At 62.4% G+C, this 21,997-nt stretch carries 21 protein-coding genes and 1 riboswitch; of the genes, 7 read left to right on the forward strand and 14 right to left on the reverse strand.

Going from position 1 to position 21,997, the window contains the following annotated elements:
• The first annotated feature begins 9 nt into the window (after positions 1 to 9).
• On the forward strand, positions 10 to 474 hold the full coding sequence (locus NL2_RS11620) for a hypothetical protein (RefSeq protein WP_068075237.1): 465 nt from the start codon (positions 10 to 12) through the stop codon (positions 472 to 474).
• A 334-nt stretch (positions 475 to 808) separates the two neighbouring features.
• On the opposite strand, the gene NL2_RS11625 is transcribed toward NL2_RS11620, so the two are convergent.
• The 5 genes from NL2_RS11625 to NL2_RS11645 form a co-directional block, all read right to left on the reverse strand.
• A complete protein-coding gene (locus NL2_RS11625; protein WP_068075240.1) occupies positions 809 to 3,787 on the reverse strand; it encodes a Tn3 family transposase in 2,979 nt (992 codons plus the stop codon).
• 4 nt (positions 3,788 to 3,791) lie between these two features.
• Positions 3,792 to 4,376: a recombinase family protein gene (locus NL2_RS11630; RefSeq protein ID WP_066659028.1), complete on the reverse strand. Its 585-nt coding sequence runs from the start codon at positions 4,374 to 4,376 to the stop codon at positions 3,792 to 3,794.
• A 220-nt stretch (positions 4,377 to 4,596) separates the two neighbouring features.
• Positions 4,597 to 6,015 (reverse strand): YncE family protein, encoded by a 1,419-nt coding sequence (locus NL2_RS11635; RefSeq protein WP_037535052.1) that lies wholly within the window; start codon positions 6,013 to 6,015, stop codon positions 4,597 to 4,599.
• Positions 6,012 to 6,392 (reverse strand): CopM family metallochaperone, encoded by a 381-nt coding sequence (gene copM / locus NL2_RS11640; RefSeq protein WP_051211422.1) that lies wholly within the window; start codon positions 6,390 to 6,392, stop codon positions 6,012 to 6,014. The genes NL2_RS11635 and copM overlap by 4 nt, the downstream gene beginning before the upstream one ends.
• Before the next feature lie 23 nt (positions 6,393 to 6,415).
• A complete protein-coding gene (locus NL2_RS11645) occupies positions 6,416 to 6,895 on the reverse strand; it encodes a hypothetical protein (protein WP_043150680.1) in 480 nt (159 codons plus the stop codon).
• A gap of 244 nt (positions 6,896 to 7,139) precedes the next feature.
• On the opposite strand from NL2_RS11645, the gene NL2_RS11650 reads away from it, so the two are divergent.
• The 6 genes from NL2_RS11650 to NL2_RS11675 all read left to right on the forward strand — a co-directional run bounded on the left by NL2_RS11650 (position 7,140) and on the right by NL2_RS11675 (position 13,288).
• A complete protein-coding gene (locus tag NL2_RS11650; RefSeq protein ID WP_068075246.1) occupies positions 7,140 to 8,309 on the forward strand; it encodes a YncE family protein in 1,170 nt (389 codons plus the stop codon).
• Positions 8,310 to 8,355: 46 nt separating this feature from the next.
• Complete coding sequence (locus NL2_RS11655; RefSeq protein ID WP_037535050.1) at positions 8,356 to 9,339, forward strand: malate dehydrogenase; 984 nt, start codon at positions 8,356 to 8,358, stop codon at positions 9,337 to 9,339.
• 88 nt (positions 9,340 to 9,427) lie between these two features.
• On the forward strand, positions 9,428 to 10,300 hold the full coding sequence (locus NL2_RS11660) for a LysR family transcriptional regulator (RefSeq protein WP_068075249.1): 873 nt from the start codon (positions 9,428 to 9,430) through the stop codon (positions 10,298 to 10,300).
• The gene (locus NL2_RS11665; RefSeq protein WP_043150685.1) at positions 10,297 to 11,448 is read left to right on the forward strand and encodes a TDT family transporter; all 1,152 of its coding nucleotides are present in this window, start codon (positions 10,297 to 10,299) and stop codon (positions 11,446 to 11,448) included. Before NL2_RS11660 ends, NL2_RS11665 begins: the two co-directional genes overlap by 4 nt.
• Before the next feature lie 106 nt (positions 11,449 to 11,554).
• The gene (locus tag NL2_RS11670) at positions 11,555 to 12,799 is read left to right on the forward strand and encodes a molybdopterin-dependent oxidoreductase (RefSeq protein ID WP_200866904.1); all 1,245 of its coding nucleotides are present in this window, start codon (positions 11,555 to 11,557) and stop codon (positions 12,797 to 12,799) included.
• A gap of 12 nt (positions 12,800 to 12,811) precedes the next feature.
• On the forward strand, positions 12,812 to 13,288 hold the full coding sequence (locus tag NL2_RS11675) for a hypothetical protein (RefSeq protein WP_019054680.1): 477 nt from the start codon (positions 12,812 to 12,814) through the stop codon (positions 13,286 to 13,288).
• 9 nt (positions 13,289 to 13,297) lie between these two features.
• On the opposite strand, the gene NL2_RS11680 is transcribed toward NL2_RS11675, so the two are convergent.
• From NL2_RS11680 to NL2_RS11715, 9 genes are all read right to left on the reverse strand, one after another.
• Positions 13,298 to 14,662, reverse strand: coding sequence for a voltage-gated chloride channel family protein (locus NL2_RS11680; protein ID WP_043150688.1), 1,365 nt, complete (start codon positions 14,660 to 14,662; stop codon positions 13,298 to 13,300).
• 23 nt (positions 14,663 to 14,685) lie between these two features.
• Positions 14,686 to 14,762, reverse strand: a riboswitch (Fluoride riboswitch).
• A 240-nt stretch (positions 14,763 to 15,002) separates the two neighbouring features.
• Positions 15,003 to 15,443, reverse strand: a complete 441-nt coding sequence (locus NL2_RS11685; protein WP_068075252.1) for a YidH family protein — start codon at positions 15,441 to 15,443, stop codon at positions 15,003 to 15,005.
• Complete coding sequence (locus NL2_RS11690; RefSeq protein ID WP_043150693.1) at positions 15,443 to 16,528, reverse strand: sulfite oxidase; 1,086 nt, start codon at positions 16,526 to 16,528, stop codon at positions 15,443 to 15,445. Before NL2_RS11690 ends, NL2_RS11685 begins: the two co-directional genes overlap by 1 nt.
• Before the next feature lie 391 nt (positions 16,529 to 16,919).
• Positions 16,920 to 17,195, reverse strand: coding sequence for a metal/formaldehyde-sensitive transcriptional repressor (locus NL2_RS11695; protein ID WP_068075255.1), 276 nt, complete (start codon positions 17,193 to 17,195; stop codon positions 16,920 to 16,922).
• A 360-nt stretch (positions 17,196 to 17,555) separates the two neighbouring features.
• Positions 17,556 to 17,954 (reverse strand): hypothetical protein, encoded by a 399-nt coding sequence (locus NL2_RS21185; RefSeq protein WP_133722806.1) that lies wholly within the window; start codon positions 17,952 to 17,954, stop codon positions 17,556 to 17,558.
• A gap of 113 nt (positions 17,955 to 18,067) precedes the next feature.
• A complete protein-coding gene (locus tag NL2_RS11700; protein WP_068075395.1) occupies positions 18,068 to 18,850 on the reverse strand; it encodes a COG4705 family protein in 783 nt (260 codons plus the stop codon).
• A gap of 35 nt (positions 18,851 to 18,885) precedes the next feature.
• A complete protein-coding gene (locus NL2_RS11705) occupies positions 18,886 to 19,908 on the reverse strand; it encodes a YncE family protein (protein WP_068075258.1) in 1,023 nt (340 codons plus the stop codon).
• 43 nt (positions 19,909 to 19,951) lie between these two features.
• A complete protein-coding gene (locus tag NL2_RS11710; protein ID WP_068075262.1) occupies positions 19,952 to 21,319 on the reverse strand; it encodes a sensor histidine kinase in 1,368 nt (455 codons plus the stop codon).
• Positions 21,316 to 21,996, reverse strand: coding sequence for a winged helix-turn-helix domain-containing protein (locus NL2_RS11715; RefSeq protein ID WP_068075265.1), 681 nt, complete (start codon positions 21,994 to 21,996; stop codon positions 21,316 to 21,318). The genes NL2_RS11710 and NL2_RS11715 overlap by 4 nt, the downstream gene beginning before the upstream one ends.
• Between the last annotated feature and the right edge of the window lies 1 nt (position 21,997).

The following is a 21,997-nucleotide window of genomic DNA, read 5'->3' on the forward strand; positions in this document are numbered from 1 at the left end:
GGTGCCCCAATGTCAGTCGAGCAACTTCGAAAGCTCAAACAGGCGCTGCTGGACGCCTACGGTGGTTTCGCAGACGGGCGTATCAAGAACATCGACGTGGGTGATCGCTTCATTGTCGACAAGCGGACGACGAACGACATCGCCGCAGATCGCAATGTCTATGGCTGGTTCTGCTCAATGTTCCTTGAGGTAAAAATGCCCGAGGAAGTCTTCCTGACTGTGCTCAATATCCCTGAAAGCGACCCCGTTCGTACCTGGCTTGCCGAACATGGCGAGCCGTTTGCGAGGGGCGGTTTCAAGATCAGCATCGCCCGTGGCGAGCAGGCCAAGCTTTCGCAGCTTGCAAAGATGGTCAAAGCGATCACCGCTCGGGGAGCGCGGTATGACACGCCACATTACAAATATGCGGTGCCGCGCGTCGTCGACGCGCTAGAAACGCTTGAAAAAGCACTTTCGAAAGGTTGGAAGGGCTAATCCCCTCCCGGCGGACAGTTTGTCCAAACAAACCGCAGCGACGGCAACGGAAATGGCAGCGTAAAATCCACGTCAGCGGACTGGCCGATGCCGTTGGGCCAAAACCCGGCAATCAGGGCTGATGGCGTGCAGCGGTGTCGGCGCGCAGCAAATACACGCAAACCGCAGACGCAACGGTTACGACAAGTTCTGCCTCCTCGAAACGGGGTTCGCGGCCTTCTTGGATATGCCGCCCCTGTTCGGAAGCAAAACCCCACAGCCGATGCAAGGCCCCGTCCAATGGTGCGGGAAGCGTCAACCTGGGGTCGGTACATAGAACGGACCCAGATATACGCTAAGGTTTCGCCGGACCTTCGACGGCGTGCATCTGGCGAAGCGGCCTGAGGGCGGACGATGGCGCATCGGGGTCGGTCCAAAGATAATCGCCGGTGAGGTTGATGTGCTGCCATCCGAGCGGCGAAAGGTGTTGCAACAGGTCCGGCGGGACCGACCGGCCGAGACTGGCAAGATGCATGCGGGCGGCTTGCAGGTAGGTCGTGTTCCACAGGACGATAGCACCGGCGACGAGGTTGAGCGCGCTCGCCCGATGGGTCTGGGCTTGCAGGGCGTGATCACGGATGCGGCCGATCCGGTGGAAGAAGATGGCGCGTTTCAGAGCATTTTCGGCCTCACCCTTGTTGAGTTCGCGGGTTGCGCGGCGCCGCTGTTCGGGCTGCTCGATCCAGTCGAGTGTAAACAGGGTGCGCTCGACGCGGCCGATCTCGCGCAGTGCCAAGGCCAGGCCATTGGCCCGTGGATAGGAGCCGAGCCGTTCCAGCATGATCGATGCACTCACGACGCCGGTGCGGATCGAGGTGCCCAAGCGCAGCACGTCGTCCCAGTGTGCGGCGATCAGGGCCTCGTCGATCCTGCCCGCGACCAGCGGCGCGATATCTGGGCCAGGTTCGATTCCGTTGAACAGGTGAAGCCGGCGCGCGGCGATGTTAGGGATGCGCGGCGCGAACCGGAATCCAAGTAGATGGCATAGCGCAAACACATGGTCGGAAACGCCCCCACCATCGACGTGATGCTCCTCAATGTGCAGATCGGCACCATGATGGAGCAGCCCGTCCAGCACCTGCGCCGCCTCGCTTGCGGATGCGGAGATGACGGTGGAATGAAACGGCGCGTAGCGATCCGAGACATGGCTGTAGAAGGAGACAGCAGGCTCCGCCCCCTTGTGCGGATTGACTGCGCCGGTCGCCTGAGCACGGCGATCAAGCAGGAAGTTCTGACCGTCCGAACTGGACGAGGTCCCGGACCCAAACAGGGCGGCGAGCGGCGCGGTGTGCTGGGCATTGACCAACCGGGCGAGAGCCCTACCGTAGGTTTCCTCGCGTAAATGCCATGAGGCGAGCCAACTGAGTTGGCGTTGGGTCACGAGATCGCAGGCTTCTGCCATGCGCTTATGGCCAAGATTGGTCGCATCGGCGAGCACCGCCGTCAGGATAGCGCGGGGTTCATCGGCAACCCGACCGCTTTGCAGATGCGTGAAGCACTGGCTGAAACCGGTCCATCGATCGACTTCAGCAAGGAGATCGGTGATGCGGATCGCGGGCAGATGGGCGTAGAGCGGCGCAAGGGCGCTATCCGCTTCATCCGGCGTGACCGCCTTCAACGGCGAAATCCGCAGCTTGCCAAGGCTGAGTTGTACGTCTTCCAGCGCGTCCGTCTCCGCCTTCCGCTCGACCTCTGCCAATCTCCGGGCGAGACGGGTACGCCGTTCGTCCAGCCAGGCACTGGCCGTATCGGGTGCCGGGATCGGCAAAGGGCCGGCTGCGCGCATGGTGGCAAATACCGGACTTGGAATAAGCTGTTGCTCGACGGCACGATAGCGTCTGCTTCCCTCGACCCACATGTCGCCGGCACGAAGCCTGTCACGAAGCTCGACTAGGACGCAAAATTCATAAACTCTGCGATCGGGAATGCCGGGGCCGATCGCGCGACGCCAGGCCTGCCGAATGAAGGCAACTGGTGTATCCGGCGGCAGTTTTTTCAGGCGACCTAGATGAAGGTCGCGCATGATAGCGACTGCTCGCGCGAGCGTATGGCAGGCCGGGACCGCTCCGAACGTGAACGAGGCGATGAACAAGGGACCGACCTGTCGGAGAACGGGGTAGTTGGTTGCGGCGACGGTAACGGGATCGACGGCATCGGGGCGGATCAGCTTGCGGGCTTCATCGACTTCACGGCCAAGATCATCCCATCCAACTGCGGCCTCGACCGCGGCGCCGATGTCGCCGCCCGACACCTTGGCAGTGAGCAGGGCATCGCCGAGCCGGGCAAGTAGCCGGATCTTACCGTTGATGTTGCGCCGGTCGCGCTTGAGCGCTGTGTCTGCGCTGTTCTGCTCGCGCCGAAACATCTGACCCAGCAGGCGGTCGAACATCAGCACCGCATCGTCGGTGAGCGTGACGATGGTTTCGAGTACGGTTGCCGCCAGCGTCGCACGGCGCCGCGTTGCTTGCAGCGTTCGGACATGTTGCGCCGTCAGCCGAGCCCCTTCCTGACAGAGGCGTCGCAGGCGTTCAGGATGTATGCCTGCCGCGATATCGGGATCGATCCCAATATCGCGCAGCAGAGCTAGCCGCCGGATGATGACGGCGAACGTCTTGCGACCGGGCTTGCCGGGCGGCTGCCGCACCCATCCGAGGCCGCTGAGGTTCGTGCCGGCGTGAGGCAGAAGAAGGGCATCAAGCAGACGGCGTTGCCCAGTCTCCAGCCCTCGGGTCAGATGCTCGGCGACATGGCGCTCGGCGTCGAGCAGCGCCTGCGCAACCATCCGTTCGACCGAACTGATGCCAGGTACGATGATGCGCCGTCGTCGGCACTCGCCTAGTAGCGACCGTGCCAGCCCAGCCCCGCTGGTCGTCGTCAGCGCAATCGGCAGCAGCCATTCCTGCAACGCCGCTCGCAATGGCCGGCTGAACTGTGTGAACCCAAAGCCCTCGCGCAGCGCATCGAGCTGTTCGTACCGGGTCGGGCCGCGCGTCGCATAATCGGCCAGCACCTCGGGCGCGATCTGCAATTGCTCGGCGACGAACGCGAGCGGCGTATCGGGGATCAATTCGCCCGGGCGCAGCAAACGGCCGGGATAGCGCAGCGCGCATAGCTGGATCGCGAAACCCAGACGATTATGCGGTCGCCTGCGGCGCACGATGATAGCCAGGTCATCCTCACTCAACGTCCAGTGCTGAACGAGCGTGGTTTCATCATCGGGAAGTGCGAGCAACGCCATGCGTTGCTCGTCCGACAGCACGGCGCGACGAGGCATTGGGTTAGGCTTTGGCGGGCGGCGCCCAACCGATCCGGGCAAGAGTGCCAATCAAGGTCGAACGCGGCACCTTGAAGGTGCGACAGACGGATGCCTTGCTTGCTCCGCCATCAAGCGCGGCAGTAATCCGTTCAAGGGTCTCAGTGTCGATCATGGGAGGCCGTCCACCCTGGCGCCCTCGACGCTTTGCAGCCGCCAGTCCCGCCATCACCCGCTCGCGCGTCAGCGCGCGCTCATATTGCGCCAGCGCGCCGAACAGCGAAAATAGCAGTTCGCCGTGCGGCGTGTTCGTATCCATCTGCTCAGTCAGCGAACGGAACGCGATGCCACGCGCCTTCAGGTCAGTGACGATCGCCAGCAAATGCGGCAACGATCGCCCAAGCCGATCGAGTTTCCACACGATCAGCGTATCGCCCGCACTCAGATAATCGAGGCAGTCCTTCAGGCCCGGTCGATCGTCGCGTGCTCCCGATGCCTTATCAGTATGCAAATTACGCGGATCGACACCCGCCGCGACCAGAGCGTCGCGCTGAAGATCGACAGTTTGGCGATCATCGGCCGATGACACCCGCATATATCCGACCAGCATGTACGACAAACCCTCAAAACCACTTTGTCGTACACTACATCAAAGCGACAGGGTTTGTCGACTATTCAGGCGCAGGATTGCCGACCAAAGCCGAGGGATCACCCAAGGGTGTCCGAAAACATGTGTTTTCCGACAGTCTCAAGACGCTGCGGCAACCTATACCGGCGTCATGACCAAGATACTGGATACGGACAGGAGATCGCAGGGTTCACCTGAACCCTCATTTCTGCACCTGAACGACAGCGCTCGGCATCATCGGGTCGCCTGACGCAATGACGAGGTACCGGCGCATGTCGCCCTTCGCGTCGCTGACGATCTGGCGGAGCGGTCCGAGCGTGTTGACGATCGCGCCGCCAGCCGGATTGGTCATGAACTTTGCCAGAGGCTGGATCACGCCGCCACCATCAGCGCGGGAGGATAGCCCAAGGACATAGGGCATCTTTGGGCTGAGGCCCGCAACCGCCGCCTGCAGGATCTGGACTTGGCCTTGATCGAACAGCGTGACCTGGCTGCGGCCAGTCCCGGCGAGGGTCAGCTGGATCTTCATGCCGGCCTGTGCGAGCGGTATCAGGTTTGCACGGCCTTCGCCTACCGGCACCGCGCCGGGAACATAGGCCACGCCTTGCGGCCCCTGACCGATCGGAATCGTCGCGATGACGGTGTTGCTGGCGGTGTCGATCGCCGCAACAGCGTCGGCGTTCTCCAGCCCGACATAGATCCGCGAGCCGTCGCCCGACGGCCACAGACCGTGCGGCAGCGCGCCGACCGGGATGCTCGCGACCTGCACGAAGTCGGTGGTGCGGAACACCTTCACGACATTCTCGGTGCCGACCGTCACATAGGCGAACTGGCCGGCCTTGGTGCGGGCGATGTTGACGTGGTTGGTGATCGCGCCGGTGTCGAACGTCTTCAGCACTGCGAAGGGTGGCTTGGCGTCGAACACCATGACCTTGCCGACGTCCTTCAGCGTCAGCCAGACCTGCTTGCCGTCGGGCGTCGCGGCGATGTCGGGGCAGAACGGGCTTGCCTGCTTGACGCGACCGACGATCTTCTTCGAGGCGGTGTCGATCACCACGGTCTCGGGTGAGAAGCTCGAACAGACATAGCCGTATTTCCCGTTCGGCGAGAAAATCGTCATGCCGGGGCCGTTGGGGACGGGGATGCGCGTGGTCGGCGCGAAGGTCTTGCCGTCGAGCACCTGGATATAATCCTCGCCGCGCACCGCGACCCAGACTTCGCGACCGTCGGGGCGGAAAAACGCCTCATGCGGCGAGCGCCCGACATAGGTCGTGTGCTTCACGGCATTGGTCGCGGTATCGATGAACGTCACCGAGTTCGAACCGATCGAGATCGCCGCCAGCGTCTTACGATCGGGCGAGAAGCCCATGCCGTGGACAAGCAGCTGCCCCTTGTAGAGCGGGCTGAGGTTGGCGGGGGTCTGGTCGCCGAGCTTGATGACGCCGAGCAGCGTGTTGGTTGATGGGTCGATCACCGACACGGTGTTGGAGAACTGGTCCGACGTGTAGAACCGGTCCTGCGCGCTGACAGGGATGTCGGGGGTCGCATTGGGCACTTGCTGGGCAAACGCAGGGCCTGAAAAGCACAAGGCGGTGCAGGCGGTTAGGGTGAAACGCTTCATGGACGGTCTCCGTGATGGGGGTGACCAGTCGCGGTCGGTCCGGTGTGACGTGGCAACGCGCCGCCTTCGGATAGGATGCCCTGCATCACCGCGATTTCCTGACGCTGTTCGACGATGATCCCTTGCGCAAGCCGGCGCAGGCGTTCGTCCTTGCCGTAACGCAGCTCGATCTCAGCCATGTCGATCGCACCTTGATGATGCGGGATCATCATCCTTGCGAAGTCGCGATCGGGATCGTTTGAATAGCCGGTCATCATCGCGCCGTGCATCCGCGTCATCGCCGCATCCATCGCGGACGCGAAGCCGTCCGTTTGCGCGATAGCAGCGGTCGATACGGACAAGCCTATCGCCATCAGCAAGGTCATGCGTGATCTCATCGTCCTGTCCCTAGTTTTCCTGTTTACGACACGCGAGCGATGATGCCGATAATCGTTGCTAGCACGGCCATGCAGGCCGGGAGAAAGAGCATCTGTATAGCCGCTTCGCGCCCTGTGATCGTGCCCGTCAAGATATCGACCGGGCCCTTGATGAACTCCGAGAACGAACGGAGGGGTTCGCCGGGGGCGGGAGTATCGCTGAGTACGATGCCGCCAGCAATCAGACCGAAATACAGGATCATGAAGACCGACACGACCGTCAGGACGAGCGCAGTAGCTGCATCACGTGCGAAGAAGGTCCAGAAAGTCAGCAACATTGCTGCATACACGCCGACGAGCAAGCCCAACGTGGCAGGATGGACGCCGCGCGATGCGATGCCTGGAGCCGTTCTTTCCAGCTCGTCATAATTGCCTGCATCCGGCACGATTGCGAGATGTCGACGCACAGGCTTAGGAGCAACGAGTGTCTCGGTAGCGAGATCGTAGATCGGCTGTGTTGCCATGAGGAAGTCTCCGCGCGTCTCGATGAATGCCGAGCGTGACAGGATAGATGATTGCGGCGGGGCGGTCGGTCCAACGCATAACCACGGTCATTCCAATCATTTAACAGGAACGGTCGGCGATCTATAATCGCGTTTTCGTATTGAAATCATCGCGACCATGCGTTGGACGCGAGGGACATATCGGTCGATCTAGCGGCATCGGACCGGCACGATCACCCGCCGGGTCCGTGATAAGGATCAAACGATGAAAGCTGCGATCGTTCTGGTTGCCGCGATGTTGGCCTCCGTAGCGCCAGTCCCGGCGATCGCTCAGGCCTATTGGGCTGCACCTGCGGCGGACGACTTTCCCTACGATATCAAGGCGGTTCAGGCACCGTGGTCGAAGGCTGATATCGACCTCAGCCATCATGACCGGATCTATGTGTCTGACCCTACATCGACGAAGATCGTTGTCATCGATCCTGCAGCGGGCAACGAACTGGGACGGATCGACCTCGCCAAAAGCGCGATAGCTGAGCCCAGCTTTTCCAGCCCCAAAGTCCAGCACCTGGCTGCAACGCGTGACGGGCGGACCCTGGCGGTATCGGCATTAGCGCAGCACAGTGTGACGCTCGTAGATCTGGCCACGAACACGGAACGAGGCCGGACCGTGTTCCAGACGTCGCCTACCGCCGTCGCGTTTACGCCCAATGGGCACGAACTCTGGGTTTCGCTCGGCGATGAACATGCCATCGCGGTCGTGGATCCTAAGACAGCGCGGGAGATCACCCGCGTACCAGCAAGTGGCGGAGCGGGCGCGACCATCCTGTCGCCAAACGGACGCTATGCCTTTGTATCGCTTACTGAAAGGCCGTCCATCCTGGTTGTCGACGTCGAGCATCGGCGCGTCGTCGGACACGTTGCCAGCAACGGTGCAGGTGCGGGAGCAATCGCGGTCTCGCCAGATGGCAAACAGATCTGGGCAACACGCCGCGAGAGCGGCACGACCACGGTCTTTGCTGCCAAACCGCCGTTTGCGGTACGCGAAGTGATAAACACTGGTCCAGCAACGGGCGCGGTCAACTTCGCCCAGCGCGCAGACGATTCCTTTGCCTATGTCAGCGTTGGCGGCGATCAACCTGCAATCAAGGTCTATAGAACCGACAGCCTGGAGGCTGTGGCAACCGTCCCGCTACAAGCGGCTCCGAGTGCGGTTTGGCCGTCGGGCGATGGTACGAGGATCTATGCCAGCCTGGCCGGAACCAACAAGGTCGCTGGGATCGACACGCTGACGTACACCACCGTGTCGACGATCCCGATCAGTACGGATGCGCAGAGCCTGATCTACGTTCCTGGTGCCGTAAGATCAGGAAAAGGTCTCGCCAATCTGGTGCCATCCGGGCGCGATGCGGCGCTTGCCCTGACGGCGCGTTGATCGGTCTCACACCGTCTGTAATCTCCCAACGAAAGCCCTTTCCAAAATGACCAAGCCCCCCGTCAGGATCGCGATCAGCGGTGCCGCAGGACAAATTTGCTATTCGCTGCTCTTCCGGGTCGCGCAGGGTGACGTGTTCGGACCGGACCAGCCCGTTATCCTTCAACTGCTCGACGTGCCGCAGGCGCTGGACGCAGTACGCGGCGTGGTCATGGAACTGGAGGATTGCGCGTTCCCGCTGCTGGCAGATGTGATCATTACTGATGATCCGATGGTGGCTTTCAAGGACATCGATGCGGCCATGCTGGTCGGGTCTCGTCCCCGCTCGAAGGGCATGGAGCGCCGTGATTTGCTCGCTGCCAACGCAGCGATCTTCAAGACGCAGGGCGCAGCGCTGGACGCAGTGGCCAAACGCGACGCCAAGATCCTGGTCGTCGGTAATCCCGCCAACACAAATGCCTGGATCATTGCGCAAAGCGCACCGGGTTTCCCTGCCGAAAACATCACGTCGATGATCCGCCTCGATCACAACCGCGCGCAGGGACAGCTTGCGGCCAAGGCGGGTGTCGGTGTCGATGCGATTACAAAGCTCGTCGTCTGGGGAAACCATTCGCCGACGATGTTTGCCGACTGGGGGAATGCCGAACTCGATGGCCAAAAGCTTGCCGACCGTATCGGAAACGAGGCCTGGTACCGCGAGACCCTGATCCCCACCGTTGCGCAGCGCGGAACCGCGATCATCGAAGCACGGGGTGCGTCCTCGGCCGCGTCGGCAGCAAATGCGGCGATCGACCATCTGCGCGATTGGGTGCACGGCGCAGGCGACAATTGGGTGTCGATGGGCGTGGTGTCAGATGGCTCCTACGGTATCCCGCAAGGGCTGGTGTGCGGCGTGCCGGTGCACTGCAAAAGCGGTGGGTATGCGCGTATCGAAGGACTGATCCTCGATCCATTCCAGCGAACGATGCTTGATCGCACGATTGCCGAACTGGTCGATGAACGTGAGGCGGTTATCGACATTCTGAAATGACCGATCGGTATATCTGATTGGAATGACCGTAATCTTTGGTTGGTGCGATTGATCTCCTTTCCCTATCATTGGGGCAAGGAGATCGGGCATGACCCTGGAACAACTCAGGATTTTCGTCGGTGTCGCTGAGCGCGAGCACATGACGCGCGCGGCCGAAGCGCTCAATGTGACGCAGTCAGCCGCAAGCGCTGCCATCGCCGCGCTGGAAGCCCGGCACGGCGTGCCGCTGTTCCACCGGGTCGGCCGTGGGATCGAACTGTCCGAAGCGGGCCGCATGTTTCTGGTCGACGCACGCGCAGTGCTTGGCCGTGCCGCCAGCGCGGAACTTGCACTGGCCGAATATGCAGGACTGGAGCGCGGCACTCTGCGGCTAGTCGCAAGCCAGACGATCGCGGGCTATTGGCTGCCCCGCCAGCTGGCCGCGTTCCATGCGCGCTACCCCGCGATCTCAATCGAACTGGCGATCGACAACACCGAGGGGGCCGCGGCGCGCGTGCTCGACGGTGCGGTCGAGCTCGGCTTCGTCGAGGGTGTGATCGACGAGCCCGCGCTCGCGCATTGGACGGTCGCGAACGACCGCATGGTGCTGGTAAGCGACCGCGCAGCCGACACGATCGACGAGGACTGGATCCGCGCCGCACGCTGGATCGTCCGCGAGCAGGGATCGGGCACGCGCTGGTCGTTCGAGGAGGTGCTGCGCCAGCGCGGCGTCGATCCGTCGGACCTCACCGTGGCGCTGATGCTACCATCGAACGAGGCGGTACGTAGCGCGGTCGAGGCCGGGGCGGGCGTCGCGGTGCTGTCGCAGCATGTCGTCGCACCTGCAATCGCGGCCGGCACGTTGCACGATCTACCGCTCGGTCTGCCGCGGCGTCCGTTCTACGCGCTGCGCCATAAAGAGCGGTATCGAACGCGGGCGGCCGATGCGCTGACCGATCTCATCAAGGAGACTGGCAAGTGACCGCCGATCTGAAACCCGTTTTCGATGGCCTGAAGCCCCTCAGCCGGCTCGACTCCCCGCGCGAGATGATCCGGCAGTTCACCCCCAACTGGTTCGCCGCTACGATGGGCACCGGCATTCTCGCGCTCGCCTTGCCGCAGGTGCCGGGCGTCGGCGCATCGCTGCACCCGGTCGGCGAGGTGTTGTGGTATTTCAACATCGCGCTCTTCACGCTGTTCGCCGGGCTCTACACCGCGCGCTGGACGATTTTCGGGCACGAGGCGCGGCGGATCTTCGGGCACAACACCGTATCGATGTTCATCGGTACGATCCCGATGGGCCTCGCGACGATCATCAACGGGTTCCTGGCGTTCGGCCTGCCGCGGTTCGGCGCCGGCGTGATCCCGATCGCCGAGACATTGTGGTGGATCGACGTCGCGATGTCGCTCGCCTGCGGTGTGGCGATCCCCTACCTCATGTTCACGCGGCACGAACATTCGCTCGACGGCATGACCGCGGTGTGGCTGCTGCCGGTGGTCGCGGCGGAGGTCGCAGGTGCGAGCGGCGGCCTGCTCGCCCCGCATCTGGCGGACGCGCATCACCAGTTCGTCGTGCTCGCAACGTCGTATGTGCTCTGGGCTTATTCAGTGCCGGTCGCGTTCGGCATCCTCGCGATCCTGATCCTGCGGATGGCACTGCACAAGCTGCCGCACGAGAGCATGGCCGCCTCGAGCTGGCTCGCGCTCGGTCCGATTGGCACCGGCGCGCTTGGGATGCTGGTGCTCGGCAGCAACGCGCCCGCGATCCTCGCCGCCAACGGCCTGGGGCAGATCGGCGCGGTAGCGCAGGGGATTGGCACGATTGCCGGGCTGCTGCTCTGGGGTTTCGGTCTGTGGTGGCTGGCGCTCGCGACGCTGATCACGATCCGCTACTGGCGCGCGGGCATTCCGTTCAACCTCGGCTGGTGGGGCTATACCTTCCCGCTTGGCGTCTACACGGTCGCCACCTTCAAGCTCGGCACGACGCTTCAGCTCGGCTTTTTCGGGATCGTCGGCACTGTCCTCACAGTGGCGCTCGCAGCAATGTGGCTGCTGGTCGGCGCCAAGACGGTCGCGGGCGGCTGGCGCGGGAACCTGTTCGTGTCGCCCTGCATCGCCCAAGCCAATTGATGGGCCGAACTGATCGTCCTGTCGGATCGAACCGTCGCATCCGATCGACCCGTACCGGGTAGACCGGCGGACGGGTCGCGCATAAAAGCATGACATCGAAGGGAGAATGCTGGTGGACAGCCTGGATATGAAATTGGCGCAGGCGATGAACCGCCGTCGCTTTCTCTCAGAAGCCGCGATCGGTAGCGGCGCGCTGATCGCCGCACCCGCGCTGGCGCAGAGCATGGTCGATCTGCATCTGCCAGGTGGCCCATCGGAACGGCCCATGACCAACGCGTTCCCCGGCAAGGGCAACATGATCCTCCAGCGTATCCACCCGCCGTTGCTGGAAACGCCGATGAGCGTGTTCAATGGCGACGTCTTCACGCCGAACGACCAGTTCTTCGTCCGCTGGCACTGGGCCGACATCCCGACCGCGATCGATGTCGAGGCGTTCCGGATCAAGGTGTACGGCGCGGTCACGCGTCCGCTGTCGATCTCGCTCGCGCAACTGCTGAAGCTGCCGCGCGTCGAGTTGGCGGCAATCAACCAATGCTCGGGCAATTCGCGGGCGTTGTTCCAGCCTCCGGTGGCGGGTGCGCAGTGGCGTCACGGGGCGATGGGCAACGCCAAATGGCTCGGCGTTCGCTTACGCGACGTGCTCGACATCGCCGGCGTGAAGCCGGGCGCGGTCGCGGTACGGTTCGGTGCGCTCGACCAGCCGGTGGTCACGGGCGCACCGGATTTCGCCAAGTCGCTGTCGATCGACCACGCACGCGACGGCGAAGTGATGCTGGCGTTCGGAATGAACGGCGAGCAGATGCCGCTCCTCAATGGCTTCCCGGTCCGGCTGATCGTACCCGGCTGGTATTCGACCTATTGGGTCAAGATGCTGAACGACATCGAGGTGCTCGCCGCACCCGACGACGGTTACTGGATGGCCAAGGCTTACAAAATCCCTGACACTCCAGGCGCGAACGTGCGGCCGGGCCAGAAGGATTTCCCGGCCGTTCCGATCAACAAGATGATCCCGCGCAGTTGGGTCACGAGCCTCGACGAAGGGCAGGCGATCGCGTTCGACCGCTCGATCCCGCTGGGCGGCATTGCGATGGGGGGCGATTGCGGCGTCGCCAAGGTCGATGTGTCGACCGACAACGGCAAGACCTGGTACAAGACGACGCTCGGCCCCGATCACGGCAAATACAGTTTCCGCCGCTGGGATGCGCAGGTTCCGCTCACCCATGCGGGCCCGACCAGGCTGATGTCGCGCTGCTGGAACACCGCCGGCCTCGCGCAGCCGATGACGCCGATCTGGAACCCGGGCGGTTTCATGCGCGGCAACATCGAAACCACCAACATCGTCGTCGGCTGAGGAGCAACGCCTGTGAAAACGCCTTCCATCGGCACGCTGTCGTTCGGGTTCGTCGGCGCGACCGTCGTTCTGCTGCTTGCGATCGGTTCCCCGAACAGCCGTGTCGCCCCGCCGCCTGCGGCCCCGACTGCACCACCGCCGCCAAGCGTCTCGGCGCGCGGCTTTTCGCTGGCGTCCACCTCGGTCGATCTTCCGACCGACGAAGGTCAATATCCCGCCGGCCCGCATGCCGATGTCATCAATGCCAACTGCACGTCGTGTCATTCGGCGAGCATGGCGCTGAACCAGCCACCACTCTCTGGCGACCAGTGGACCGCGGAGGTCACCAAGATGCGCGAGGTCTACAAGGCACCCGTCGCCGCAGCCGACGTACCGGCGATCGTCGCCTATCTGACTGCCATGAGCACGAAGCAGCCGGGCGCCGCGAAGGGCAAGGCACAGGACCCCGATCCGAAGGCTGCGCCCGACGTATCTGGAGGATCAGGTTAAGCCATCAACTCACGACACGCGGTTTTGCGCGCGAAGTGCTGTGCGGCGTGTACGTGTCTCGCGCAGTGTCGCATCGGGCGCCAGACCGTCTGCCGGCACCTTGGGTATCGCAACGCGCTGCGACAGGTAGATGCCGTTGTGGCCCGAGCAGAGATAGGCCACGAAACAGGCGACGGCGATCGGCACCGCATAGGCGGCGCCGAACAGTTCGATTCCCATGAAGGTGCAGGCGAGCGGGGTATTGGCGGCCCCGGCAAACACCGCGACAAAGCCGATCGCGGCGAACAGGCCCGTCGGCACGCCCAAGAAAGGCGCCAGCGCGTTACCGAGCGCTGCGCCGATGAAGAACAACGGCGTGACTTCACCGCCTTTGAAACCCGCGCCGAGCGTGACGACGGTAAACAGCAGCTTGATCGCCCAACTCCACGGATGCGTGTCCGGTCCGAAGAAGCTGGCGATGGTAAGGCTGTCGGGCCCCGCTGCCAGGACACCCAGGCCCAGATAGTCGCGCGTGCCGAATAGGAAGACGAGCGCGATAACGACGGCCCCGCCGATCACTGGACGTAGTGGACCATAGGGAACGATCCGCTTGAGCCATCCCCCGACCACGTGGTTGGCTTCGGCGAAGGCCAGACCGACCAGTCCGAATATGATCCCCGCAACACCTGCCTTCGTCACGAGCAGCGCATCGACGGGTATCAACGCACCGATCGGGTAGACACCGTGATGGATACCCCAGGCGAGGCACGTCCAATCGCCGACCAGCGCTGCAACAAGGCAAGGCACCAGCGCGGAATATTCAACGCGGCCGATCGCCAGCACTTCGAGCGCGAAGACCGCTCCTGCGATCGGCGTGCCGAAGACCGCGCCGAACCCGGCTGCGATCCCCGTCTTCAACAGGATGCGCGTGCCGCCCGCATCGAGGTGGAGCGCGCGGCCGAAACCGCTGGCAAGGCTTCCGCCTAATTGGACGGCGGTGCCTTCACGTCCGGCCGAGCCACCGAAAAGATGCGTCACCACTGTGCCGAAGAAGATGAGCGGCGCCATCCGCAGCGGCACACCGCCGCCCGGCTCGTGGATCTGCTCGACGATCAGGTTGTTGCCGCCCTCCACCGAGCGCCCGGTGAGATGGTAGAGCAATCCGACCACGAACCCGCCCACCGGCAGCAGATAGAGCAGCCAGGGCGATGCGAACCGCAGTCGCGTAACGGTATCGAGGCTCAACAGGAACGCCGCACATAGCGTCCCGACGAGTGCCGCCATGGGCAGCAGGATCAGCGCCCAGCGCAGGACAGAGATCGCATGGTCGTGACGATCGCGCACAAATGCCGCAACGTTCAGCGTGTCGACCAGATTGCGAAAGGTAGCGCGCACAATTCCTCCTTGCTGCCTGACGGCGCCAAGTAGGAATCATCAGCTCATGTCAGAGCGGTTCGGCCAAATTGCCCGGCAGAAATCCATTGCCGAGGTCGATGTATGAGACGTTGGCCCCAACCGTCAATGGGCATGTTGGTCGGGCAAATGCTCGGACCTGTCAGTCGCCAGGGTCTATCTGAGCCCGTTATATGGACCGACCCGGGTACGCTACATGCGGGACCGATCGGTTTCGACCCGCGCGTCGTTTTCGGGCTGCGTCACAAGGGGCGATACCGCACGAAAGCCGCCGATGCGCTGCCGGGTCTGATCGGCCCGTAGCGTGGTTAGCGCTGCTGCGCTACGAGCGCGCCGTCCAGATGCCGACGAGCGCGGCCAGCGACACGAGCATAAGAAACCCGTTCATTACCAGGAGCAACGCCGCTGGCAGGCGCTTGATGTCGGGTCGTGGCGGCGGGGCGCCGGCACCCATCTCGCGCCACACCGCGGCGACAAAGCAAAAGGCGCTGAACAGGATCAGCATGGTCCCGGTCGCCGTCGCCAGCCACGGGAACACGACGTCCTTGAGCAGCGCGCGCGCGCCGATCCCGGAAGCGAGCGCCGCCAGTCCGGTACGCACCCAGGCGGCATAGGTGCGTTCACCGGCGAGGATTGTGCGGTCTGCGGCAAGCTCCGTGCGACGATCAGCGCTGTCCACCTGCTGGACTGCGCTGTCCTTCAGCGTGCTCGCGCTCTCCGCCAGCTTCGCATGGGCCCGATCGGCGTCGTGCGGCGCGTCCATCAGCCGGCGGTGACGGTGATGCGATGCCAAGCCGTCGAGAGATAGCCGGCGAAGTTCCAGATCGCTTCGGGCCGTTCGGGCTGCATCTGCCCGGCACCGTCGACGGCGCGCACGACCAGGACGTGGAGCCCGGGCGAGAGATCGACCGTGACGTGCCACTGCGTCCAGCTCCAGGGTGAATCCGGTTGGCTGGTCAGTTCCGCCTGCAGCCAGTCGGTGCCGTCATTGACGGAGACCTCGACGCGCGAGACCGCTCGGCCGAAGGCGACCGCATAGCCCGCGATTTCGCATGCGCCGGCGCCGATATGCGCGCCGTCCACGGGGGCGCAGATCGCAGCGTTGAGCGGCATCTCCTCGATCGTCAGGCCCCGGTCCCAATCCGCGTCCTCCTTCGCTACCGACGCCGGAAAGAGCTTGTAGTCCTTGGCCTGGATCGGCGCATCGGACGGGCGATCGCGCACCTCGATGCGCGTCAGCCACTTGGCGCTACGAACGCCCGCATAGCCCGGCACGACGAGCCGCAGCGGTGCGCCATGTTCGGGGGCCAGCACCTCGCCGTTCATGCCCCAGGCGATGAGCACGTCCGGCTCTAGCGCCTTGGCGATCGAGATCGAGGCACCGAACGGCGCCGTCTCACCATCGACATCCACGTCGTCGGCCCCCGTAGTGCCGACGAACGACGCGCCATCTTGGATGCCGGCCGCGGCGAGTACGTCGCACAGTGCGACGCCGGTCCAAGCCGCATTGCCGATCGCGCCCACGTCCCAGGGATCGCCCGAAGTCTTTTCCACGTCTTGAAGATGTGCCCGACGATTGCCGGCGCACTGCATGGTCGCGGTCACTGTCCGGGTCGCAAATGCCGTTTGAAGTTCGGCGACCGTGTAGGAGCGCGGGCGGTCGACCAAGCCGTCCAGCGCTATACGATGATCGTCGGCCAGCTCCGGCGTAGGTCCGTGACTGCGGATGTAGAAATTCGCCTGCGGCGTCAGGAAGGACGTGATCAGTTTATCCGGAGGCGTTTCCGCATTGAGCGGCTCCGGACAGCGGAGGATTAGATTCTGTTCGGCGCGATCGGATGCGGTCATGCAAGCGGCCTACCATGATGAAATCAATAGCGAAATTGATCGTTTGGCTGGACGATGTCACCCAGACTCTTTCGATAGCCTATCCCTTTCTAGACGGGGGGAGCGATCGCCATGCCGTCGCGCAAGAGGCGCCGAGTGCAAGACAGCCTTTCCCGTAGATCGACTCAATGTGGCTGAGCTTGCTACGACGGCTTTGTCCCAAAAGTCGTCGCTAGGCACCAGGGATGACGGAAAACCCTATCGCCATCGCAGATGCGCGACAAACGGGTGTTTCCCGACACCCGGAGCGGGGCTGTCGGCGCTTAGCGTATATTTGGGTCTGTTCTATGTACCGACCCCATGGTCGTGCGTAAAGGCATCAATGTCGCGGGTCGTCGTCAATATCTGAGCCTTATTTGGCGTAGCGGCGTATGACCGCGATCAATTCTTCTGCGCCGGCAGAGCGATCCTCGGGAGAGAGGTCAGGGTCCGCTACATGAGCTCGGACATGCTCTTCAATAATCTCGTCCATGAGACCGTTCATGGCGCCCCGTGTCGCTGCGACGAGATGCAGCGTCGTCGAGCAATCCGTGCCTGCCGCCAGCGCTTTCTCGATCGCTTTGACCTGGCCTGCGATCCGGCGGACCCGCTTCAGAAGTTCGTCATTGCTAGTTACCAGATGTCCCATAGGATACCTACCTACCCTATCTATACCACGAACAAAAGGATGCTTTAATATCGCTTTGACCGCGGCCTAAGTGTCACTGCAGCCTCCAATATGCATGGCATCCTGCCAGTGGTGCTGCGGATCGCAGAATGAAAGCGCTACCTCCCACCCGCACCACTGCGTGAACTCGCACATGGCAACGGAAACCGATTCCCTGTGATCTGCCGGTCATGCGCATGCTTGAGAATGAGGAGGGACATCGTACCACGGCGACTTCAGCATCGTCGGATGGCGTACACCGGAGAGCGGGCACCCACGCTGGGATGCGTGCCCAAACACCACCAGGATTTGTCCAGTAGCGCCCCGCACCAGGGGCCCCTGTCATTCAGGTCGCGCTGTGACAGGCTCGATGCTGATTGTCGCTATTGCCGATGGATCACTGACTCTCAAAAACGCCGAGAAATATGCCAACCGAAAACGGCGGGTCATGAATTCTCCCCAAGTCGCTTTCACGGCCGCGATGATGCTCCCGGATCGGTCACGTGCTATTACTTCAAGATGACCGGGCACCGCTCCCGCATAACCATTTGTCCTGCGCACGTCTCCGCCAATTAGAATGCCGTCCTTTTTGCGGTGAGCGGTCGCGCGCACGACTACTATATCTGCATTTGATACCAACCGGATGGCGTCATCATGAGCCGCTGCTGTAACGCACCCTGTAAGAGTCATCGCAAGTATTGAAATCACAAAAAAGTCTCGAATTTCGTACGGCCTGATCATGATTAGAACTCCAATTGGGAGCAATAGCGCCAGCACTATGGGAAACGACACCGCCTCTTGAAGGTGAGCTTCCAGGCCAAGTGTTGCCACCGATGGACTGGGCAGCGAAGTGCTTACGAGCCTGTCTTTCGCTCTTCGCCGGGGTGGCGCCCCGCCCTTTGCGGGAGCAGCAGGATACACCCGACAATGACAATGGCGAGGACAGCTGACGCGAGCGGACGACTGAACGCAAGCCCGCCTTGGTTGAGGGGCTTATCGAGCAAATCACCCACGGTCGCGCCAAGCGGCCGGGTAAGAATGAACGCTGCCCAGAAGAGAAAAACCCGAGACACGGTTGTCCAATAATTGGCGGCAACGAGCAGCAGCAGCCCGGCGGCAAACACCACCGCCCCACCCTCGTAACCGAGCCCGGCGTCAGCGATCCAGTCGCCCAGAGCGGTGCCGAGCGTCTGGGAGAAGGTGATGGTGACCCAGTAGAAAATCTCCGCCTTCGGCGTCCGAACCGTGTCCACCGAGACCGATCCGAGCGTGAAATGCCAGACCGCGAGCGAGCCCAACACACAGATGAGGAGCAGAGTCGCACCACCGGGATAGCCGATGCCCAGAGACCGATCGGCAAAGTCGGCCATCGTCGTTCCCGCAGTGGTGGAGGTTATGATGGTCGCCCAATAAAGAGCGGGATGGAAACGTGTCGCCTTGATCTGCCACACGACAAAGACAACCAAAAGCGTCGCGAATATCGCAGTCCCGACCAGATAGCCGAGCTTCATGGTCATGCTCACCGTGTCGCCGCCGGTCTCACCAAGCGTCGTTGCCAAGATTTTGATCATCCAGAAAGTCAGTGTGACTTCTGGTACCTTGCTCAAGGCAATTTGCGCGTCGGTTTGGTTCGCCATGCCATGTGGCTCCTTCGTGGCAGGCTGATCCATGCTTACTTAACTGGATCATAGATGAGCGCGCGAACGGTTCCCGGCCGCACATGCGGGCGGCCACCCGGTGTCGCGCTGGGATCGGTCTCGGCGGCGATAACGAACAGCCGTCCTGTCGCCGGGTCGAGGGTCATCGTCCTGCCGCTCACTGCCGTATGTATCGGCGCGCGCGCAGTATATTCGTCAGCGGAGGTTTGCTGGTAGATAGTGACCGTCCCATCGCGTCCGTTTGAACTGAACACCCGCATCCGTACGGGATCGAAGGCAACCGCGTCGCTTCCTGCGCCAATAGCAAGATCCGCAACGACATGCCCGGTATGCGCATCGACCACCATCATCCGGGCGTTAGCGCACCCCATGAACAGGCGCTGCCCTGCCTTGTCCAGCGCAAGACCATGCGGGCTCTTGCAATTCGGCGTCGGCCAGCGCGCCGCGATCTTATTGGTGCGCGCATCAATCTCAAGAACGTCGCTGTTGGCTTCGCCCGCCACGAAGACGTGACCTTGATCGTCCGCAGCGGCATATTCCATCTTTTCGCCTGCGTTAATCGTCGCAATCGCTTTCTGCTGCACCGGATCGATCACGGTTACGGTACCTGGGTCGCCCTCGATCACGAATATATGCCCGGTAGCGGGATCACGGACCATGCCATCGGCATCCGCCCCCGCGGGGATACGGCCAATTACCTTCAACGTTTTGAGGTTGAACGCGACAGCCTCCCCCTTCTCGCCGTCGTCCGTAAAGCCGAAGCCATCGCGCGCCGATATAGCGGTGCCATGGGTGCCGCCCGCTATCCCCTCAACCTGTCCGATAACCACTCCTGTCTGCGCATCGAGAACGGTGAGCCAATCGCCGTGCGCCACGTAGACCCGCTTCGTAGGACCATCGAACACGGCATAATCCCACCGGTCTGGAGACCCGAGCGCGATGCTGTTCGTCAACGAATAGTCCAAAACCGCATCGGCATGGGCGGCCCCAGCCAGCGCGGTTGCGGCAAACACGACGGCGATGATCGAAGATTTCACGCAATGGCTCCTTGTACCCTGACAGTCGAATTTACTTGTATGGTCACGCGACGGCGGCGAACCGTAGCCGAACCCGCAACCCGGGTTCGTTGTCCTCGATCATCAGCTCTGCGCCGTGCAACGCGGCGATTGAAGCGACCAACGCCAGTCCCAGGCCCGCGCCAGGCGTATGCCTGCTTTGGTCGAGGCGATAGAATCGCCGGAGAATCTTGCCACGCTGATCGGCAGGTACGCCCGGCCCATTGTCCGCGACGGTAACAACCGCACACGCAGCCTCCTGGTGAAGAGCGATCGTGATATTCGTGCCTTGGGGCGTGTGGACAAGCGCGTTGTCGATCAGGTTGGTGAGCAGCTGGGCAAGCAATTCGGCGTCACCGAGGACCGCAACACCCTCATCAATCGAGGCTCGCAACGACTTGCCTGCGTCCTCGGCGACGGGCTGGTACGCTTCAGATATTCGACCCAACAATTCGGAAAGATCAATATGAGCAAGGTCGCGTCGCTCACCGCCTTCAATCTGGCCAATTCGAAGCAAGGCCCTGAATATGACATGTATCTCGTCGATCTGAGCTAAAGCCCCCGCGATGCCAGCCTCGTAGGCAGCCTCGGAATTATTGCCCTGCATCGCCTCCAGGCGCTGTTGAAGGCGGGTAAGCGGCGTCCGCAGGTCATGGGCGACATCAGTCGATACCTGCTGAAGCCCTTCCATCAACGCGGCGATCCGGTCCAGCATCGCATTGAGGTTCGTGGACAAGTGATCGAACTCGGCACTCATGCCGATCGCGGGCAAGCGTTCGGCCATGTCTCCCGACATGATCCGGGCCACCGCGCCGTTAACGCGATCAAGCCGGCGCAGGAACATCAGCCCGATAAAATAGCCGCCGATCAGCGCCAGGACGGTCAAGGCGATGCTCGATCCGATCGTGAATGCAACAAGGCGCTGCCGAACCCGCTGTACGTCGAATGTATCGGTTGCCACCACCAGCAGCGAACCGTCCGACAGCCGCGTCCCTAGGGTCTGGAACGTCTCGGGATCGCCCGACTCACCAGGTTGAGGCTTGTCGTCCACAAAAGTCACCTGCCCCCAACCCTTCCGGGCGGCCGTCAAAGGCAAATCCCCCGCCAGATGCTTGTTGCCCGCGTCTAGAAGCAGAAAGTGAAACGGTTGCTCGAAAGCTGATCGCTGGCGACGGCGGATGCTATCGATCACCTCCTGCTTGCCACCATCTGGCCAATCCTCGGTCAGAATGGCTGTTTCAGATCGAAGCCCAACTGCCGTCGCCTCGGCCGCATAGGCGCGAAGCGAATGTTCGACGATCGTCAGCAAGACGATCGACCCCACAGCGAACAGGCCTGCAATCAGCAAAGCAAAGCGAAAAGCGGCGCTGTTGAAGGAGCTTGATTTTTTCATGGCGGCGACGCTTCGATCCGGTAACCGGAGCCGCGAACCGTGTGAATGAGGTCCGCGCCAAACCCGCGATCGATCTTCGCCCGCAAACGGCTCATGTGGCTCTCGATAAGATTCGTCTGTGGGTCGAAGTGAAACGACCACACATTTTCAAGCATCATCGTTCGGGTCACGACTTCGCCCTTGTGGCGTAAGAGATATTCGAGGAGCTTCATCTCCTGGGCCTGTAACTCGATGCGGCGTCCCGCGCGGCTTACCGTCCTTTTCAGGAGGTCCAGCTCCAGGTCTCCCACCCTCAGCATCGTGATGGCATCGACAGAGGGCGGGCGCCGGGCGAGCGCCGCCACGCGGGCGACAAGTTCGGTGGTCGCAAAGGGCTTCACCAGATAATCATCAGCTCCGCCCTCGAGGCCTTCGACCCGATCCCTGATGCCGTCCATTCCGGTCAGCAGGATGGCAGGCGTGGAGACGCCTTGAGCGCGCAGCTGCTTCAACGCGGAGAGGCCATCAAGTTCTGGCACCATGCGGTCAAGAATGATGACCGAGTATTCGTTGCTACTCGCAAGAAATACTGCATCCAGTCCGGTCAAACATATATCGACGACATGGCCGGCCGCGGTCAGAGCCTTCTCAATATGCGAACGTGTCGCATCGTCATCCTCGAGTAACAGCAGCTTCATC

It is taken from the genome of Novosphingobium lentum NBRC 107847 (assembly GCF_001590965.1).
Classification (GTDB): domain Bacteria; phylum Pseudomonadota; class Alphaproteobacteria; order Sphingomonadales; family Sphingomonadaceae; genus Novosphingobium; species Novosphingobium lentum.

Bases quoted from the DNA above. Each gene is read 5' to 3' on its own strand.
- NL2_RS21185 (WP_133722806.1), bottom strand. From the start codon at position 17,954: ATGATCAGGCCGTACGAAATTCGAGACTTTTTTGTGATTTCAATACTT.
- NL2_RS11635 (WP_037535052.1), bottom strand. From the start codon at position 6,015: ATGAAGCGTTTCACCCTAACCGCCTGCACCGCCTTGTGCTTTTCAGGC.
- NL2_RS11710 (WP_068075262.1), bottom strand. From the start codon at position 21,319: ATGAAAAAATCAAGCTCCTTCAACAGCGCCGCTTTTCGCTTTGCTTTG.
- NL2_RS11670 (WP_200866904.1), top strand. From the start codon at position 11,555: ATGCTGGTGGACAGCCTGGATATGAAATTGGCGCAGGCGATGAACCGC.
- NL2_RS11660 (WP_068075249.1), top strand. From the start codon at position 9,428: ATGACCCTGGAACAACTCAGGATTTTCGTCGGTGTCGCTGAGCGCGAG.
- NL2_RS11655 (WP_037535050.1), top strand. From the start codon at position 8,356: ATGACCAAGCCCCCCGTCAGGATCGCGATCAGCGGTGCCGCAGGACAA.
- NL2_RS11650 (WP_068075246.1), top strand. From the start codon at position 7,140: ATGAAAGCTGCGATCGTTCTGGTTGCCGCGATGTTGGCCTCCGTAGCG.
- NL2_RS11695 (WP_068075255.1), bottom strand. From the start codon at position 17,195: ATGGGACATCTGGTAACTAGCAATGACGAACTTCTGAAGCGGGTCCGC.
- NL2_RS11620 (WP_068075237.1), top strand. From the start codon at position 10: ATGTCAGTCGAGCAACTTCGAAAGCTCAAACAGGCGCTGCTGGACGCC.
- NL2_RS11630 (WP_066659028.1), bottom strand. From the start codon at position 4,376: ATGCTGGTCGGATATATGCGGGTGTCATCGGCCGATGATCGCCAAACT.
- NL2_RS11700 (WP_068075395.1), bottom strand. From the start codon at position 18,850: ATGGCGAACCAAACCGACGCGCAAATTGCCTTGAGCAAGGTACCAGAA.
- NL2_RS11715 (WP_068075265.1), bottom strand. From the start codon at position 21,996: ATGAAGCTGCTGTTACTCGAGGATGACGATGCGACACGTTCGCATATT.
- NL2_RS11690 (WP_043150693.1), bottom strand. From the start codon at position 16,528: ATGACCGCATCCGATCGCGCCGAACAGAATCTAATCCTCCGCTGTCCG.
- copM (WP_051211422.1), bottom strand. From the start codon at position 6,392: ATGAGATCACGCATGACCTTGCTGATGGCGATAGGCTTGTCCGTATCG.
- NL2_RS11625 (WP_068075240.1), bottom strand. From the start codon at position 3,787: ATGCCTCGTCGCGCCGTGCTGTCGGACGAGCAACGCATGGCGTTGCTC.
- NL2_RS11685 (WP_068075252.1), bottom strand. From the start codon at position 15,443: ATGGACGCGCCGCACGACGCCGATCGGGCCCATGCGAAGCTGGCGGAG.
- NL2_RS11645 (WP_043150680.1), bottom strand. From the start codon at position 6,895: ATGGCAACACAGCCGATCTACGATCTCGCTACCGAGACACTCGTTGCT.